Annotated in this window: 16 protein-coding genes and 1 pseudogene; 12 read left to right on the forward strand and 5 right to left on the reverse strand. The window is 70.7% G+C overall.

Annotation, left to right across the window (positions count from 1 at the left end; translation table 11 throughout):
• The first annotated feature begins 15 nt into the window (after nucleotides 1-15).
• Complete coding sequence (locus tag ACZK5N_RS03805; RefSeq protein ID WP_459020159.1) at nucleotides 16-795, forward strand: alpha/beta hydrolase; 780 nt, start codon at nucleotides 16-18, stop codon at nucleotides 793-795.
• 16 nt (nucleotides 796-811) lie between these two features.
• Here ACZK5N_RS03805 and ACZK5N_RS03810 read toward each other — a convergent pair whose 3' ends face one another.
• Together ACZK5N_RS03810 and ACZK5N_RS03815 are read right to left on the reverse strand one after the other, a co-directional pair.
• The gene (locus tag ACZK5N_RS03810; protein WP_459020160.1) at nucleotides 812-1,927 is read right to left on the reverse strand and encodes a C40 family peptidase; all 1,116 of its coding nucleotides are present in this window, start codon (nucleotides 1,925-1,927) and stop codon (nucleotides 812-814) included.
• 96 nt (nucleotides 1,928-2,023) lie between these two features.
• The gene (locus tag ACZK5N_RS03815) at nucleotides 2,024-2,224 is read right to left on the reverse strand and encodes a hypothetical protein (RefSeq protein ID WP_459020161.1); all 201 of its coding nucleotides are present in this window, start codon (nucleotides 2,222-2,224) and stop codon (nucleotides 2,024-2,026) included.
• A 61-nt stretch (nucleotides 2,225-2,285) separates the two neighbouring features.
• Here ACZK5N_RS03815 and ACZK5N_RS03820 point away from each other — a divergent pair, with 61 nt between their 5' ends.
• The 6 genes from ACZK5N_RS03820 (at nucleotide 2,286) to ACZK5N_RS03845 (ending at nucleotide 7,553) form a co-directional block, all read left to right on the forward strand.
• Complete coding sequence (locus ACZK5N_RS03820) at nucleotides 2,286-4,052, forward strand: DEDD exonuclease domain-containing protein (RefSeq protein WP_459020162.1); 1,767 nt, start codon at nucleotides 2,286-2,288, stop codon at nucleotides 4,050-4,052.
• 58 nt (nucleotides 4,053-4,110) lie between these two features.
• Entirely contained in the window at nucleotides 4,111-4,911 is an 801-nt protein-coding gene (locus ACZK5N_RS03825; protein ID WP_459020163.1) for a GAF domain-containing protein, read from the forward strand.
• Nucleotides 4,908-5,090, forward strand: coding sequence for a hypothetical protein (locus ACZK5N_RS03830; protein ID WP_459020164.1), 183 nt, complete (start codon nucleotides 4,908-4,910; stop codon nucleotides 5,088-5,090). Before ACZK5N_RS03825 ends, ACZK5N_RS03830 begins: the two co-directional genes overlap by 4 nt.
• A 440-nt stretch (nucleotides 5,091-5,530) precedes the next feature.
• Entirely contained in the window at nucleotides 5,531-5,869 is a 339-nt protein-coding gene (locus ACZK5N_RS03835; RefSeq protein WP_459020165.1) for a PLD nuclease N-terminal domain-containing protein, read from the forward strand.
• Entirely contained in the window at nucleotides 5,866-6,798 is a 933-nt protein-coding gene (locus ACZK5N_RS03840; RefSeq protein ID WP_459020166.1) for an ABC transporter ATP-binding protein, read from the forward strand. Before ACZK5N_RS03835 ends, ACZK5N_RS03840 begins: the two co-directional genes overlap by 4 nt.
• Complete coding sequence (locus ACZK5N_RS03845; RefSeq protein ID WP_459020167.1) at nucleotides 6,795-7,553, forward strand: ABC transporter permease; 759 nt, start codon at nucleotides 6,795-6,797, stop codon at nucleotides 7,551-7,553. Before ACZK5N_RS03840 ends, ACZK5N_RS03845 begins: the two co-directional genes overlap by 4 nt.
• 75 nt (nucleotides 7,554-7,628) lie before the next feature.
• Here the strand turns inward: ACZK5N_RS03845 and ACZK5N_RS03850 are convergent, their stop codons facing one another.
• Both ACZK5N_RS03850 and ACZK5N_RS03855 read right to left on the reverse strand, forming a co-directional pair.
• Nucleotides 7,629-8,138 carry a peptidylprolyl isomerase gene (locus ACZK5N_RS03850; RefSeq protein WP_459020168.1) on the reverse strand — a complete coding sequence of 170 codons (510 nt, stop codon included), beginning with the start codon at nucleotides 8,136-8,138 and terminating at the stop codon, nucleotides 7,629-7,631.
• A 61-nt stretch (nucleotides 8,139-8,199) separates the two neighbouring features.
• On the reverse strand, nucleotides 8,200-9,636 hold the full coding sequence (locus ACZK5N_RS03855; protein WP_459020169.1) for a MauE/DoxX family redox-associated membrane protein: 1,437 nt from the start codon (nucleotides 9,634-9,636) through the stop codon (nucleotides 8,200-8,202).
• Nucleotides 9,637-10,440: 804 nt separating this feature from the next.
• On the opposite strand from ACZK5N_RS03855, the pseudogene ACZK5N_RS03860 reads away from it, so the two are divergent.
• The 4 genes and pseudogenes from ACZK5N_RS03860 to ACZK5N_RS03875 all read left to right on the forward strand — a co-directional run.
• Nucleotides 10,441-10,695 (forward strand): annotated as a pseudogene (locus tag ACZK5N_RS03860) (sunset domain-containing protein); the annotation flags it as partial.
• A 151-nt stretch (nucleotides 10,696-10,846) separates the two neighbouring features.
• On the forward strand, nucleotides 10,847-11,311 hold the full coding sequence (locus ACZK5N_RS03865; RefSeq protein ID WP_459020170.1) for an SGNH/GDSL hydrolase family protein: 465 nt from the start codon (nucleotides 10,847-10,849) through the stop codon (nucleotides 11,309-11,311).
• Nucleotides 11,312-11,336: 25 nt separating this feature from the next.
• Entirely contained in the window at nucleotides 11,337-12,668 is a 1,332-nt protein-coding gene (locus ACZK5N_RS03870; protein WP_459020171.1) for a dTDP-4-dehydrorhamnose 3,5-epimerase family protein, read from the forward strand.
• Complete coding sequence (locus ACZK5N_RS03875) at nucleotides 12,605-13,336, forward strand: arsenate reductase/protein-tyrosine-phosphatase family protein (RefSeq protein ID WP_459020172.1); 732 nt, start codon at nucleotides 12,605-12,607, stop codon at nucleotides 13,334-13,336. The genes ACZK5N_RS03870 and ACZK5N_RS03875 overlap by 64 nt, the downstream gene beginning before the upstream one ends.
• Nucleotides 13,337-13,446: 110 nt before the next feature.
• On the opposite strand, the gene ACZK5N_RS03880 is transcribed toward ACZK5N_RS03875, so the two are convergent.
• The gene (locus ACZK5N_RS03880; RefSeq protein WP_459020173.1) at nucleotides 13,447-13,617 is read right to left on the reverse strand and encodes a CsbD family protein; all 171 of its coding nucleotides are present in this window, start codon (nucleotides 13,615-13,617) and stop codon (nucleotides 13,447-13,449) included.
• 188 nt (nucleotides 13,618-13,805) lie between these two features.
• Here ACZK5N_RS03880 and ACZK5N_RS03885 point away from each other — a divergent pair, with 188 nt between their 5' ends.
• Nucleotides 13,806-15,182, forward strand: a complete 1,377-nt coding sequence (locus tag ACZK5N_RS03885) for an HNH endonuclease signature motif containing protein (protein ID WP_459020174.1) — start codon at nucleotides 13,806-13,808, stop codon at nucleotides 15,180-15,182.
• The last annotated feature ends 43 nt before the right edge of the window (nucleotides 15,183-15,225 follow it).

A 15,225-nucleotide genomic window follows, 5' to 3' on the forward strand; every position in this document is an offset into this window, starting at 1 on the left:
GCCTATCCTCGGACCATGCTGCGCTCGCTGTTCCCCCGCCCCACCGCGACACCCGTCTGGCCGGAGGCGCGCCCGCTCCATCTCGGCGGCGGCGACGTCGGCGTGGTGATGATCCACGGCTTCACCGGGTCCGTGCAGGCGATCGCGGGCTGGGCCGAGGCGCTGGCCACCTCCGACGGCGACTGGGCCGGGGCCCGCGTCGTCGCTCCCCGCCTCCCGGGGCACGGCACCTCGTGGCAGGACCTGGCGCGCACCCGCTGGTGGGACTGGTACGGCGCCGTCGAGGACGCGTACCTGGAGCTCGCCGGGCAGCACAAGACCGTCTTCGTGGCCGGTCTGTCGATGGGTGGGGCGCTCGCCCTGCACCTGGCCGCCCAGTATTCGGTGGCCGGCGTGGTGCTGGTCAACCCGTCGATCGCGACGACGGACCGGCGGGCACCGGTGGTGACCCGTCTGCCGGGGCTGCTGCCGTCCTTCCCGGGGATCTCGTCCGACATCGCCAAGCCCGGCGTGGTGGAGCTGGCCTATCCGCGCTTCTCGGCGAGGAGCGCGGCCACGATGGCCGGCCTCTGGCGCGAGGTGCAGGAGGGTCTGCGCCGCATCGACGCGCCGGTCCTGCTCATGAAGTCCGCGGTGGACCACGTCGTCGAGCCGCTGGGTTCGGAGATCATTCGCCGCGACGTGCGTGACGTCCGGCTCGCCTCACTGGACCGCAGCTACCACGTGGCGACGCTGGACTACGACGCGGACCTGATCGTCGCGGAGTCGCGGCGGTTCATCACATCCCTCCGCTGACCCCAGGGGGCGAGCGTCAGCCGACGACGCGGCGCACGCCGGTGATCGGCATGGACTGAAGGCTCGCGATCCGCACCCCGGTCCGCGGGTTGGCAGCGTCGACGATCTTGCCGTTGCCGATGTAGAGCGCGACGTGGCTGACCGGGCTGTAGTAGAACACCAGGTCACCCGGCTTGATCTCCGACAGCGAGACCTTCCGGCCCTCGCTGGAGTACTGCGTCCGCGACGAGCGCGACAGCGTGATGCCCACCTGGCGGTACGCGTAGCTGGTCAGGCCGGAGCAGTCGAAGGTGTCGGGACCCGAGGTGCCCCACACGTAGCGGCTGCCCACCTTGGCGAGCGCTGCGTTGACGGCGCCCTGGGCGCGCGACGACGCGGCGCCGTCGCTGACCGGCGCGGCGGCCTCGACCTTGGGGGCCGCGGCAGCGGCGGGAGCCGACGTGCTGGAGGTGGTCTCACGGGAGCGGCTGGCGGCCTCAGCTGCGGCGGCGCGGGCCTCGGCGGCGGCCTGGGCCTCTGCCGCGACACGCTGGCGCTCGGCCTCGATGGCCGCGAGACGCTGACGCTCCTCCTCGGAGAGGCGGTTGTAGACGCGCTCGGCCTCGGCCTCCTTGGCCTCGAACTGCTTCGCGAGGTCCTTCTTGGCCTCGGTGTCCTTCTTCAGCGCGGCCTCGGTGGCGGCGGCGTCCTCGCGCAGGGTGGCCAGCTTGGCCTGGACCAGCTGGAGCTGCTGGACGCCCGCGTTCGAGCGGTCGATCTCGGTCTGGAACGCGGCGAGGCCGCTGAGCAGGTTGTCCGACGAACCGCTGGTGAGGAGCTTGGCGGTGACGCTGAAGGAGTCGTTGCGCATCTGCAGCGTGGCGACGTCGCCGATCTGCGCCGACAGCTTCTCGACCTTGGACTCCTGCGTCCGAAGGTCAGCCGAGATGGTGGTGAGCTTCACCTCCGCCTGCTGCAGGCGCTCGCTGGCCTCGATCAGCTCCTGGTCGATGGCGGAGGACTCCTGGTGGATGCGCGCCAGTTCCTCGCGGGCCTTCTCGACGGCGGCCGGGTCTGCCTGGGCGGAGATGCCCAACGTGGCGACGAGGACGGCAGCAAGGCTGCTGACGAGGGCGATGCGGACTCGGTTCACGGGTACTCCAGGTGAGGGGGTAAGTCTGAGAGAATCCTAAGCGCCTTCAGCCTTTTCTCAAAGTCCCAGTTCCCGTGTCCATCGGGAGCCCCGCAACTAGCCCGCGCGCCGGTGCCCGCCGTCGTGCGCGAGCCGCAGCGGTGGCACCAGGCCGGCCTCCGCGAGCACCACCAGCGCCTGCTGCTCGTCGTCCTCGAGGCCCACGTCCGGCGGCCCCAGGAGCAGGGAGATCACGCAGTCCGAGCACGCGGCGCCGCGCTCGGAACAGGAGTTGCAGTCAACATGCAAGGTAGCCATGCGCCCCACCCTCCCCCACCCCACCGACAGTTCTGTCAGACCGCCCACCTAGCCTCTCCCCATGGCCACCGTCTCCGTCGCGCAACCCTCGTTCGAGGACCTCGGCGTCCACCTCTCCCAGGTGACGTTCGTGGTGGTGGACCTGGAGACGACGGGGGGCTCGGCCGATTCGGAGATCACCGAGGTGGGCGCGGTGAAGGTCCAGGGGGGCCGGATCCTGGGCGAGTTCCAGACCCTCGTCCGCCCGTCGGCCCCCATCCCCGCCATGATCCAGGTGCTCACCGGCATCACCAACCAGATGGTGGCCACCGCTCCCCCGCCGTCACAGGTGCTGCCCGCCTTCGCGGAGTTCGCCGCAGGCGCGGTGATCGTGGCGCACAACGCCCGCTTCGACACCGGCTTCCTCAAGCGCGGATACGAGCAGCTCGGCCTGGCGTGGCCGCGGCCCACCGTCGTGGACACCGTCGCCCTGGCCCGCACCGCGCTGCTTCGCGACGAGGTGCCCAACTGCAAGCTGGCCACCCTTGCCCGCTATTTCAGCGCCGGCACGGAGCCCAACCACCGCGCCCTCAGCGACGCCCGCGCCACCGTCGACGTCCTCCACGGCCTGTTGGAGCGCGTGGGCAACCTCGGTGTGCACACGCTGGAGGACCTCACCGAGTTCGCGCTGCAGGTCTCCCCGGACAGGCGGGCCAAGCGCACCTGGGCCACCACGGCCCCGGAGTGCGCGGGCGTCTACTACTTCTACACGGACTCCGTCACCCCCACCGGCGAGCACAAGCGTGAGGTCCTCTACGTCGGCAAGTCCACCAACCTCCGCCGCCGGGTCCGCTCCTACTTCTCCGCCGCGGAGAAGCGCGGCCGGATCCACGAGATGGTGCGCGTGGCCACCGGCGTGGAGTTCGTGCCCTGCGCCACGGACCTGGAGGCGGAGGTGCGGGAGCTGCGGATGATCGAGTCGCTGGCCCCGCGCTACAACCGTCGCTCGAAGAACCAGCGCAAGGTCAGCTGGCTGAAGCTCACCGACGAGGCGTTTCCTCGGCTGTCGATCGTGACGCAGGTCCGCGACGACGGCACCTACTTCGGCCCCTTCCGCAGCCGCGACGCCGCGGACGAGGCCGCGCTCACCCTCTACGACGCCTTCCGCCTCCGCCGCTGCACCACCAGACTCTCGGCGAAGAAGCCCTCCTCCTCCTGCGCGCTCGGGGAGATGGGCCGCTGCGTGGCGCCGTGTGAGCTGGGCGACGGCGCCGCCCAGTACCCCGCCATCGCCGAGGCTGTGTCCAGCAGCTGGCTGGGCGACGTGCGCCCGGTGCTGCGGAGCGTGCGGGTGCGGATGCGCAAGCTGGTGGCGCAGGAGCGCTTCGAGGAGGCCGGCACCATCTCGGACCGGCTCACGGCCTACTACCGCACATCCATCCGCTTCCACCGCCTGCGGTCCCTGGCGCTGTGCCGGCAGCTCGTGGCGGCCATCCCGTCGGCCGCGGGCTGGGACATCCACGTCATCCGTTACGGGAAGCTCGCCGCCGCCACGACGGCGCCCTCGGCCCGGGCGCGCACCGCGGCCGAGGAGGCCATGGCGGCGGCAGAGACCATCCTCCCGCCGCGCGGCGGGATTCCCGCTGGCAGCGTCGAGGAGGCCGAACGGATCGCGGCGTGGCTGGAGCTGCCGGGCGTCCGCCTCATCGAGACCGACGGCGAGTGGGCCTGGCCTCTCCACGCGGGCCTACCCGACGGCGCCCTGGCCCACGAGCTGCTCGGCCCGGCACCGCCCCTGCCTGTCGACGATCCGCTGGGGCGAACGGTCGCGGCCCTCCTCGCCTCTTAGCGGAGCTGGCCGGTCCACCAGCCCGGATTGGACCCAACGAGGCAATAGACTCCCGGCCGTGCAACCCACCGCAAGCCCACCGATCTCCAGGACTGGTGGTGACTTCCTCAGGAGCCTTGTCACAGGCTGGCTCTATTGGCCCATCATCGTCGTACTGAACGTCGGGTTGGTGCTGCTCGGCGCCTACCTCGGCAGCATCCCGCCAGGACGGTTCACAGTCCTAGCCATCGTAGGGGCGGTCGTGATCGTAATGGCCGTCCTGGGCTTGCCAAGCCTGCGTTCGAAGTGGACGCGCGAGTACGAGCGGGCCACTGCTGAGGAGCTCATCGCATTGGTTCAGTTCTATTACCTTCCAATTCTGATGCGATTGGCCAGGCAAGTCGGACAGCCGAGCAAGGAGCACTTGGCATCCGTCGAGGAGGCAATCATCAGTGCGGCGGACCACATCTGCGGGCCCTCGGACGTTCGGGTGCGCGGTGTCCTGTTCGAAGCAACAAACGGGTTCCTGCAGCCGAAGCTGGACAGGTTCAGCTCAGGGCAGCCTTCGCAGCGCCGGTTCGCCGCCCGCGGCCGAGGGCTGGCCGACAAGGAGGCTTGGCGGACCGCCCGCACCGGGAAGCCGAAGACCTACCCAGATTTGGCACAACACCAGCCGCCGGGGTTCATCCCTGGTAGCAACAAGTACGCGACCTTCAGCACCTGCGGCATCCTCGACGTCAAAGGCGAGGTCTACGGCATGCTGAACATCGATGCCGAGGTTGCTGATGTGTTCACAGGCATCGACGAAACCGTTCTGGAACTCCTCGCCCGGACTTTGTCGGTGGCCTACGCTGTTATGAAGGAGGAGGGTGAATCATGACTGACGTGCGAATGAGCAACGACGACCGCGACCGAGGTGTCTCGGCGAGCGGACCCGAAGCACAGGCGTACTACGAGCGAGCAATGAAAGAAGCCCGCAGTATCCTCGACTCCAGCCGTCGGGGGTACTACGCTTCGCGGCGCCGTGTGGGCTTCCAGGCTCGCGACGAGCGCAAGTAGGATCCCGAACGCAGCGATCTCCCGGGCCGATCACCGTTGCCCCTCGCTGAACTGGCTGAGAAGGAAGTCGGGAGTCTCACCCGTCGAGACGGCCCGCGCCGCTCCGCGGACGGACCTCCTCAGGGAACGGATTTGACAACCCGCGCCGCTCCACCGGCGGAACCCTCCCTCGCCCCCTGAGGAGCCCCACGTCGCGAAGCGACCGTTGGGCGTCTCGAAGGGTCGTAACCCTCCCCGACAGCCGGTCCCGCTCGAAGCTCTCGTCACAACCCTTCGAGACGGCCCGCGCCTCTCCCCAGGCGGACCTCCTCACGGAAGGGATCGACGGCCGCGCCGCGGCTCCTCCGCCGCGGGAGAGGACTACGGTTGACTAGTGGCGATGGCGCGACGACGGGCCGCGGTCCGTCCACACGCCGCCCGCCCGACAGAAGGGAACAGACATGCCTCTCGAGCAGCTCCTCGACCTCCCCGCCTGGCTCCTCGTGGTGCTGGGCATCGTTCTTGTCATCGAACTGGCGTTCCTCATCGTGGGCGTCGTCACCTGGGCCCGCACCCCTGACGCGCTCATGCCGAAGCCGAACAAGTGGGTGTGGCTGGCGCTGATCCTCTTCGTGCAGATCCTCGGCCCGATCGCCTTCCTCCTGGTCCGGCGCAGCGAGGCCAGGTACGCCACCGCAGCCGCGCAGCCGGAGGCCCAGCCCGGAGCGCGCCACGCGGCCGGCCGCACGGCCGCAGACACCGCCGACCTCCTCTACGGCACGAACGAGGACAAGAGTTGAACGTCGTCGAGACACACGACCTCACCAAGCTGTACGGCGACGTCCACGCCCTCGACGGCGTCACCCTGACCGTGCCGGAGGGCTCCGTGTTCGGCTTCCTGGGCCCCAACGGCGCCGGGAAGACCACCATGCTGCGGATCCTGCTCGGCCTGGCGCGTCCCACCTCCGGTGGCGCGACGATCTTCGGCCACGACACCCATGCCGGCCGGGACGCCGTCCACGCCCGCGTCGGGTTCCTGCCGGACGTGCCCGGCTTCTACCCCTGGATGACCGGGGCGGAATTCATGCGGTTGGCCGGCTCCCTCTTCGGCATCGCCGAGCCGGTCCTCGCCCAGCGCGCCGACGCCCTCCTCGAGATGGCCGGCCTGGCCGGGAACCGCCACCCCGTGGGCGGCTATTCGCGCGGCATGAAGCAGCGGCTCGGCATCGCCCAGGCGCTCATCAACGCGCCGGACCTGCTGATCCTCGACGAGCCGACGTCGGCCCTGGACCCGCTGGGACGCGCGGAGGTGCTGGAGATGATCGCCTCACTGCGGGGCCGCACCACCGTCCTGTTCTCCAGCCACCTGCTGGGCGACGTGGAGCGGATCTGCGACCAGGTGGCCGTCCTCGACCACGGCCGGCTCGTAGTGCAGGGCACCGTGGCTGACCTCCGTCGCTCCCACGGCGGCTCGACGACCGTGCGCATCGCCGTCACGCACGGCATCGAGGCGCTGGTCGCCGCCGTCGCGGCCGAGCCGTGGGCGGTCCGGCACATGCCGGTGCCGCGGGATGACGAGGCGATCGACGTGGTGGTCAGCGATCTCGCCGCCGCGCGGCAGGCACTCCCCGGGCTCGTCGCCGGGCTAAGGCTCGGGCTGCGCCGCTTCGACGAGCTCGAGGTCTCGCTCGAGGAGGTCTTCGTGGGCCTGGTGGGGGTGAACCGATGAGGAGCTTCAGGGCCTTCCTGGCCAAGGACCTGGTGGAGATCGTCCGCACGTGGCGGATCTGGGTGCTGCCGGGGATCCTGCTGTTCTCGGCCGTCACCGGGCCCCCGACGGCCGCCTACACGCCCGAGCTGCTGGCCACGCTCGGCGGCGACATCTTCACCGCCGAGATGCCGGACCCCACCTGGGTGGACTCCTACGCGCAGTGGACCAAGAACCTCAGCCAGATCGTCGCCTTCGCTCTCGTCATCATGCTGGGCAGCGCCATCTCCGGCGAGAAGCGCGCGGGCACCGCCGTCATGGTGCTGACCAAGCCGGTGTCGCGCGCGGGCTTCGTGGTGTCGAAGTTCGTCTCGACGGCGGTGCTGCTGGTGGGCGCCACCCTGGCCGCGATGCTCGTGACGTGGGGCGTGACGCTGATCTGGTTCCCCGACGCGCCGTTGCGCCCCCTGCTGGCGGCGACGGCGGCGTGGCTTCTGTTCGCGCTGCTGCTGGTGGCGGTGGTGCTGCTGGGTTCCGCGGCGGTGGACTCGGGCGCCGGCGCGGCCGGCATCGGGCTGGGCTTCTTCTTCCTGCTGATGATCTCGGGGATCTGGGGCCCGATGCTCCGCTGGACGCCCGCGGGGATGGTCAACGCGCCGGTGGCGCTCGGTGCCGACGTCGAGGTCTCCCTCCTGTGGCCCGCGCTCACGACGGCGGCGCTGACCGCCGTGCTGGTGTGGGCGACGGCCCGGGTGTTCGAGCGCCGCGAGCTCTGACGCGCTCCCCTCGCTGGCTGTGAAACGGAAACGCCCGCCCGGGCTCAGCCGGGCGGGCGTTCTCGACGATCTGGGTCAGGCGACCGTGACGGAGTTGATCACCACGGGCTCGACCGGGTTGTCGCCGCGACCGACCTTCGTGGTGGCGATCGAGTCCACCACCTTCTGGCTGGCCTCGTCCTTGACCTCACCGAAGATGGTGTGGCGCCGGTTGAGGTGCGGCGTGGGGCCCACGGTGATGAAGAACTGGGAGCCGTTGGTGCCGGGCCCGGCGTTGGCCATGGCCAGCAGGTAGGGCTTGTTGAAGGTCAGCTCCGGGTGGAACTCGTCGCCGAACTGGTACCCCGGTCCGCCGCGACCGTCACCGTTGGGGCAGCCGCCCTGGATCATGAAGCCGTCGATGACGCGGTGGAAGGTGAGGCCGTCGTAGAAGTTGCCGGTGGTCTTCTTCCCCGTGGCCGGGTCGGAGTATTCCTTGGTGCCGGTGGCGAGGCCGACGAAGTTCTCGACGGTCTTGGGCGCGTGGTCCGGGAAGAGCTCGATGACGATGTCACCGTGGTTCGTGTGGAGCGTAGCGGTGCTCACAAAGGGTCCTTTCGGTTGGCTCTCGTGGTCTGGACCAGTGTGGCAGAGGAGGGCAAGCGGGTCACTCCGACGGCGGGAGCTGGGCTTCGATGTCGGCCACGAACTCCTCCACGGCGTCGATCCCGGAGACCGGTCCGCCGGCGATCATGCCGTCGGCGCCCAGGAGCACCGCCGCGACCTTGCCCGTCGCGCGCAGCGCCCGGGCCGCGACGCCGTCGTGGTCGTACAGCGACACCGCCTCCACCTCCCGGGTCAGCGTGCCCGTCGAGGGGCGGATCGAGGGCACCAGCTTGGCCTCCAGCACCGGAAGACGCCGCTGCCACTCCCCCACGCGGGCGATGGCCTCGCGGGCCGGAGCGCACAGGCAGTCGATGGTGACCAGCAGCTGCGCGTGCTGCGCGGCGAGCGCCCGCAGCGTGACGGGCTCGCCGTCGGGGCGCAGGAGCACGCCGTCTGGGATGGGGAGGCGTTGATAGTCCTCGAGGCCGTCGTCCTCCTCGACGACGGCAGGCTCGGGCTCCACCGCTTCCGGCTCTGGCTTGGCCGCGGGTGCCCCGGCCGCCTCCGGCTCGGCGGCGGTCCGGAGGATGAGGTCCCGCACGGCCTTCTCTCCGACGGCCGGGGACCCCACCACGGCGCCCTTGGCGTCCAGTTCCACCGCGGCAGGCGTGTAGGGGCCGACGAGGGCTTGCGCGACGTTGGAGCCCCAGTCGTCGTGGAGGTGGGTGAGGTCCGTCCACTTCGGGTCGTGCAGGGAGTAGCCGGCGGGTCGCACCGGGACGATGACGCGCCCGGGCACCCGCGCCAGCCACTCGGGCAGCTGGGCGAGGACCCGCTCGCATCCGCCGCAGCCGGCCACCACGAACAGCAGCACCATCCCGCGGTGCTGGTGCGCGAGGGCGCGCAGCTGCACGCCCTTGCCGGTCTCCGCATCGGTGAGGCTGAGGTTCGCCGCGAAGCCGAGCGGCCTGTCCCCGGTACCCGCCCCCGCGTCGCGCCCCGGTACCAGCGACAACGTCACGACGACGGTGCTCAGCGCGGCCATCGCCACCCAGCCCCAGCTGCCGCCCTCCAGGTTGTAGAGCTCGACCCCCACAAGGACGCCCATGACCCCCAGCACGGCCATGAGGAGGAGCAGCAGGTTGCGCACCAGGGTCCGCCAGGAGACGTCGTGCGAGCCCAGCGCCCCGAAGCAGTTGCAGCGCACCGGCTCGTCGAAGCGCAGCGCCTGCCCGATCACGACGGCGTAGGCGGCGAACAGCGCCACCGCGGCCACCGAGCCCGCGACGAGCACCCAGCCCGTCCCCAGCACCAGCACCACGGCCAGCACCAGTTCCGCCCACGGCAGCAGCGACGGCGCCGGCGAGCGGCGCAGCCACTCCGGCAGCCGCAGCGCCTGGAAGGCGTCGCGCGTCTCGGCCGTCGCGCGCAGCTTGGCCCACCCGGAGACGGCCAGTAGAACGGCGCACGTCAGGTTCCCCAACACCAGATAGCTCACGCGCAGACCCTATCCCCTACCAATCTTCCTCAAACGCACCTTGCATGAACCCCACAAGCGGGTAGCGTAGAAACTGCTCGATTACGAGCCACAACTAGGGAGGTACTTGTGAAGAAGTCACAAGAGCTGAAGAAGGCCGCCGCGGAATCCGCTTCCGCCGCCGCCGAGTACGGTCAGCACGCACTCAAGGAAGGCATTGAGCGCGCCCAGGTCCTGTTGGACGAGGCCCGCCACCAGGCCGGCCCCATCCTGCACGACGCGAGGGTCCGCTCCGCGGACTTCGCCTCACGCAGGCTGGATGATCTGGAGCCGCACATCAAGGACGCGCTGGACCGCGTGACGCCCGCCGTCGACGCTGCGCGCGAGAGGGTGGAGGACGATTTCCTGCCCAGGCTGCAGGAGGTCCTGCACGCCGCGGCCGAGCACCCGGCCATCGCCGAGGCCAGCAAGCGTGGCGGCGCCGCCGTCATGGCACTGAAGGGCGAACTGGCCCCGAAGCCGAAGCACTCCAAGCTGAAGGGGTTCGGCAAGTTCCTCGCCATCGCCGCGATCGTCGCAGGCGCCGTCGCCGCTGTGCGGCACTTCCTTGCCCCGAAGGACGACGGCTGGACGGCCCACGAGCCGTCGAAGGCGTACGTCAACAACAACGACACCTTCTCCACCGCGGCGAAGTTCGCCGCCGACACCGCACCGGAGGGCCAGCCCGACGAGGTGGTCACCCCCACCGACGAGAGCGTCCAGACGGACGTGCCCGTCGAGGACACGACCCCCGAGCCGGCCGACGAGGCCTTCGGGCATAGCGTGGCCGAGGATGCCTACCACGACGGCGGGACGCCGGAGCCGGTTGAGGAGCCGGGTGTCGCGGCTGTCGAGGCCACCTACGGTGAGGGCGCCTACGTGGGCACCGAGCCGCCGGAGGGCTTCACCATCAAGGGCAACGAGCGCTCGAAGAAGTACCACGTGGCAGGCAGCGGTGGGTATGACCGCACCATCGCCGAGGTGTGGTTCAACTCCGAGGACGCGGCCAAGGCGGCCGGCTTCACGAAGGCCCAGCGGTAACGCATTACCGCAATGACAAGGGCGGCGCTCCCCGACGGGGGCGTCGCCCTTGTCGTCCCGGCAACAGGCTCAGGTGCCAGCCAGGAATGCTCGTCCGTCGCCCGCGAATCTCAGCTCGCCGGGATCCGGACTGAACAGTGCTTCTCGCTCGGTGAGCGGTCGGACAGCTGGGTGGGCAGCGCCGCTGAAGAACTCGGCTGGGGCACCGTCATCAACCTCGCCTCCCCCGGCGTGGCTACCTGACCGCACCGAGGTCCTGCGACGTCGAGCTTCGTCCGCACTATCCCCGGCTATCGCCGAGGCCGAGCCCGATGTCGTCGTCACGTTCGGTGGCACCTCCGACGGCGATTACAGCCTCGCCGACCCGGCGACCAAGTACTTCGACGCGCTGCGGCAGGCGTTGCCGGATGCGGAGCTGGTGGCCATCTCCCCCGTCACCACGGAGGGCTCCGTGCCGTACTTCCTCACCCTGCACGGCCGCACCATCCGCGCCGCCGTCGAGGCCGTCGACGGCACGTTCGTCAACGTGGGGCAGCCCGGCGCCGGGGACGGCGAGACGCTGTCCGGTGAGGCGCAGGCGGAGATCGCGCAGAAGGTTGTGGACCAGCTCCAGTAGTACCCAGCGGCCAGAGAGGAGACCCGTGCACGAGCTTCGCATCACCCACACCGAGATCCCGGGTCTGCTGATCCTGCACCTGGGCGTGCAGTACAACGACGACGGCTGGTTCAAGGAGAACTGGCACCGCGCCAAGATGACCGCCCTCGGGCTGCCCGATTTCCAGCCCGTGCAGCACAACGTCACCCACATGGTGCAGCGCGGCATCACCCGGGGCTTCCTCGCCGAGCCGTGGGACCGCCTGGTCAGCGTGGTGCGCGGCCGCGCCATGGGAGCGTGGGTGGACCTGCGGGCCGGGGAGGGCTACGGCCGCACCTTCACGACGGACCTCGACCCCAACACCGCGGCCTTCGTCCCCCGCGGCGTCGCGAACGGCCACCAGGTGCTCGAGGACGACACCACGCTCACCTACCTGCTGGACCACCACTGGTCCGCTCAGGCGCGGAGAACGTACTCGTCGATCAACCTGTTCGACCCGGCCCTGCACATCCCCTGGCCCATCAGCAGCGACCGCGCCATCGTTGCCCACCGCGACTCCCTCTACCCCCTCCTCGCCGACGCCACACCCGTCGAGCCGCGCCGTACCCTGGTGCTGGGCACCGACACCCCCCTGGGCCGCGCCCTGCGGGCCGCGCTCCCCCGCGCTGACGGGATCTCCGCCGAGGACCTCGACGGCCCCGACGCCGTCGACGCCTCCGCCTACGACACCCTCGTCCACGCCCACGGAGCCACCGCCACCGGGCGCCCCGGCGAGACGGGGGCGCGGGAGAGCTGGAGTGTCGCGGCAGGGCGGGCGCAGCGCCTGGCAGACCTCGCCCGCCGGCACGGCATGCGATACGTGCACGTGTCCTCGGACTGCCCCTTCGACCGCCCCGCCCCCGAACACCCGGAGAACCACCAGCTGAGCCTCGCCACCGCGCACGGGCAGGCGCTGGCCGCCGGCGAGACCGTGGCGGCGGGCGTGCCGCGCCACCTCGTCGTACGGACCGGATGGGTGGCGGGACGGGACGAGGGGTTCGTGCACGACCTGGTGACCTCCGCCCGTCACGGTCAGCGGGTCACCGTCGACGGCGAGCGCAGCGGGCGGTTGACGTTCGCCACGCAGCTGGCCGCCGGGATCACGCACCTGCTGGACGCCGGGGTCGCGGCCGGCACCTACAACCTGACCGGCGACGGTCGCGTGGGGTCAGCTGGGCCGATGTGGCCCGGCGCGTCTACCAAGCGATGGGCGCCGATCCGCGGCTGGTGCAGACCGCCGTCGGGGATTCAGGCGGTACGGCCGTGGAGGAGGGGGTGCTCAGCCTCGAACGGATCAAGGCCAGCGGTTTCCGGCCTGGAAACGCGTGGCTGGATCTGATCGACCACCTGCCCCGACAGAGCGGCCCAGCGGGGTCCGGTGGCGCCGTCGCCGGTGAGGGCGCCGTCGAGTCATCCGGGGCTGGGGCTGTGGCTGCCGTGCCGGTGGCGTCCGGGGCGGCCATGGCGGGGGGTGCTGGGCGTGAGCGGCCGTACACCGTGCTGTTCGTGTGCACGGGGAACATCTGCCGGTCGGCGTATGCCGAGGTCGCGGCAGGGGCGTCGGCTCCGGAGGGGGTGGTGTTCGTGTCGGCCGGGACGCGCGCCCTCGTCGGGCAGGGGATCGATCCGCCGATGGCCGCGGAGCTCGGGGGTCGCGGAGAGGCGGACGCGCACCGGGCACGGCAGCTGACGCGCTCCCTGGTGGAGGAGGCGGACCTGATCCTGGCCATGGCCGCGGAGCACCGTCGCTACATCCTCGACGAGTGGCCGGCGCTCGGGCGAAAGGCGTTCGTCATCGGGCACGCGGCGCGGGTGCTGGGCGAACTGCCTGCTGAGGTGACGTTGGATTCCGTGGTTGAGCACCTGTGGCGGCACCGGACGTCCGAGGAGGGCGACGAGGTCGCGGATCCGTACCGTCGGGGATCGGAGGCTGCTGGGGTCGCGGCTCGGCAGATCGACGGGTACCTGGGGGTCATCGTCGGAGCATTGTCGCGGCTGGGCGGGTGACGTTGGGTCTCGCCCCTTCGAGACGCGGGCCCTCCTCGGCGAGCGGATGGACGTGGCGGCGGCCGGCCACCTGCTGAGGTGACCGGCCGCCGTCGTCGGGGCTGGGCTGGCTACTTGAAGATGTCCTTGACCTTCTCGCCGGCCTGCTTGATATCGGCCGAGGTCTGGTCGGCCTTGCCCTCGGCTTCGAGGCGCTCGTTGTCGGTGACCTTGCCGAGGCCTTCCTTGACCTTGCCGCCCGCTTCCTCAGCGGCGTTGCGGATCTTGTCGTCGGCTCCCATGATTCCTCCTGTGGGGTAGATGGTTACCTGTCTCGTACCCAGAACTTGGCGTCTCAAACCTCCATCGGGTGGTCGCTTCCTCCGGGGCCACCCTCAGCCCGTTACCGCTCACGCGTTCGATTATCACGATTGGATAACAGTCTCCCCTGGGGCTTGGAATGGCTCTTGTGTTCGATTAGCATGGAGGCATGTTCCAGAAGCGGCTCACCACGGACCAGGCGCTCAGCGCGTTGGAATCCGCGCTGTCGCTGGTGGACCACGCTGAGCGCGAGAGGCTCGACGCCCCGGCCAGGCTCCGGCTGATGCAGCGTGCGCGGCGGTTGTCGGAGCGGCTGGAGACGCTCGCCCATGTGCTCACCGACGAGGCCAACCGGGCGCAGGCATCGATGAGGGCGGCCGGGACTCCCCTCACATCGTTCCTTGCTGTGACGGAGCAGCGAGACGCGAAGGAGGCCGCCGCGAAGGTGTTCCAGGCACGCGACGTGGCCGCCCACTCCCAGGTGAAGCAGGCCGCGCTGGACGGTGACGTCTCGCCCGCGCATGCGGTGGCCATCTCCCAGGGCATGTCGCAGCTGCCGGCCGGGCTGAGCCCGGAGCAGCTTGTGCGGGCTGAGGAGGTGTTCCTCGGGCGCGCGGGCTCCACCACGCCGCGCGAGTTGTCGAAGCTGGCGCCGGTGGTGTTGGCGGAGGTCGCACCCGAGCAGGTCCCCACGCCGGAGCAGCGGGTGGCGGACGTCGAGGCGCAGGCGCGACGGGCCCGTGCGAAGCGGGCGTTCAGCTACGGCGACGACGGCGACGGGTCGGTGTGGTTCCGGGGGTCGCTGCCCGCGGTGGACGCCGCGCCGCTCGTGGCGGCCGTCGAGGCGTACGTGCAGGCGGACCGACGCGCGGCGCGGGATCGGCTGGCAGACGTCCGGGCGCTGCGCCCCGGCCCGCAGATGCTGCGCGACCATGCGGCGGCGGATCAGGGCCGCACCCCCGAGCAGCGCCGGGCGGACGCGTTCGCCACCTTGATGAAGGAGCATCGCGGGGCGCCGACGGTGGCCGGAGACCGGCCGCGGATCGTCGTCACCATCCAGGAGTCGGACCTGCGGGAGCGCGCAGAGGCGGTGGGCGTGTTGGCGTCGGGTGCGGAGATCGCGCCTGGGGACCTGCGCCGGCTCTGCTGCGACGCGGACCTCACGCCCGCGGTTCTCGGCGCCCGGTCCGAGGTGCTGGACCTCGGCCTGACGAAGCGGCTCGTCCCCGCCGGGCTGCGCAAGGCGCTCTCCATCCGCGACGGAGGCTGCGCCTTCCCCAACTGCACCGCACCGGACACGGCGTGCGAGGCCCACCACGTCGTGCCGTGGTACCTCGACGGGCCCACATCGCTGGGAAACATGGTCTTGCTCTGCGCCCACCACCACGCGGTCGTAGAGCCGCAGCGCTTCAACGACGCCGCGGACCAGTGGACCGTCACGTTCGATCCAGTCACCAGGAAACCGGTGATCTCGCCCACGAAACGGATGCAGCTGTACTTGAGGGGCCAGGATCGACGGCCGGACCATGTCCCCCGTCGGCCGTAGGATGCGGTCGCCCCTAGATCGAGCACATCGACCGACGCGCCCA

It is taken from the genome of Tessaracoccus pujii, from assembly GCF_055326215.1.

Coding starts and splice junctions, on each gene's coding strand:
- ACZK5N_RS03835 (WP_459020165.1), top strand. CDS start 5,531: ATGCCTCTCGAGCAGCTCCTCGACCTCCCCGCCTGGCTCCTCGTGGTG.
- ACZK5N_RS03815 (WP_459020161.1), bottom strand. CDS start 2,224: ATGGCTACCTTGCATGTTGACTGCAACTCCTGTTCCGAGCGCGGCGCC.
- ACZK5N_RS03820 (WP_459020162.1), top strand. CDS start 2,286: ATGGCCACCGTCTCCGTCGCGCAACCCTCGTTCGAGGACCTCGGCGTC.
- ACZK5N_RS03845 (WP_459020167.1), top strand. CDS start 6,795: ATGAGGAGCTTCAGGGCCTTCCTGGCCAAGGACCTGGTGGAGATCGTC.
- ACZK5N_RS03885 (WP_459020174.1), top strand. CDS start 13,806: ATGTTCCAGAAGCGGCTCACCACGGACCAGGCGCTCAGCGCGTTGGAA.
- ACZK5N_RS03805 (WP_459020159.1), top strand. CDS start 16: ATGCTGCGCTCGCTGTTCCCCCGCCCCACCGCGACACCCGTCTGGCCG.
- ACZK5N_RS03880 (WP_459020173.1), bottom strand. CDS start 13,617: ATGGGAGCCGACGACAAGATCCGCAACGCCGCTGAGGAAGCGGGCGGC.
- ACZK5N_RS03830 (WP_459020164.1), top strand. CDS start 4,908: ATGACTGACGTGCGAATGAGCAACGACGACCGCGACCGAGGTGTCTCG.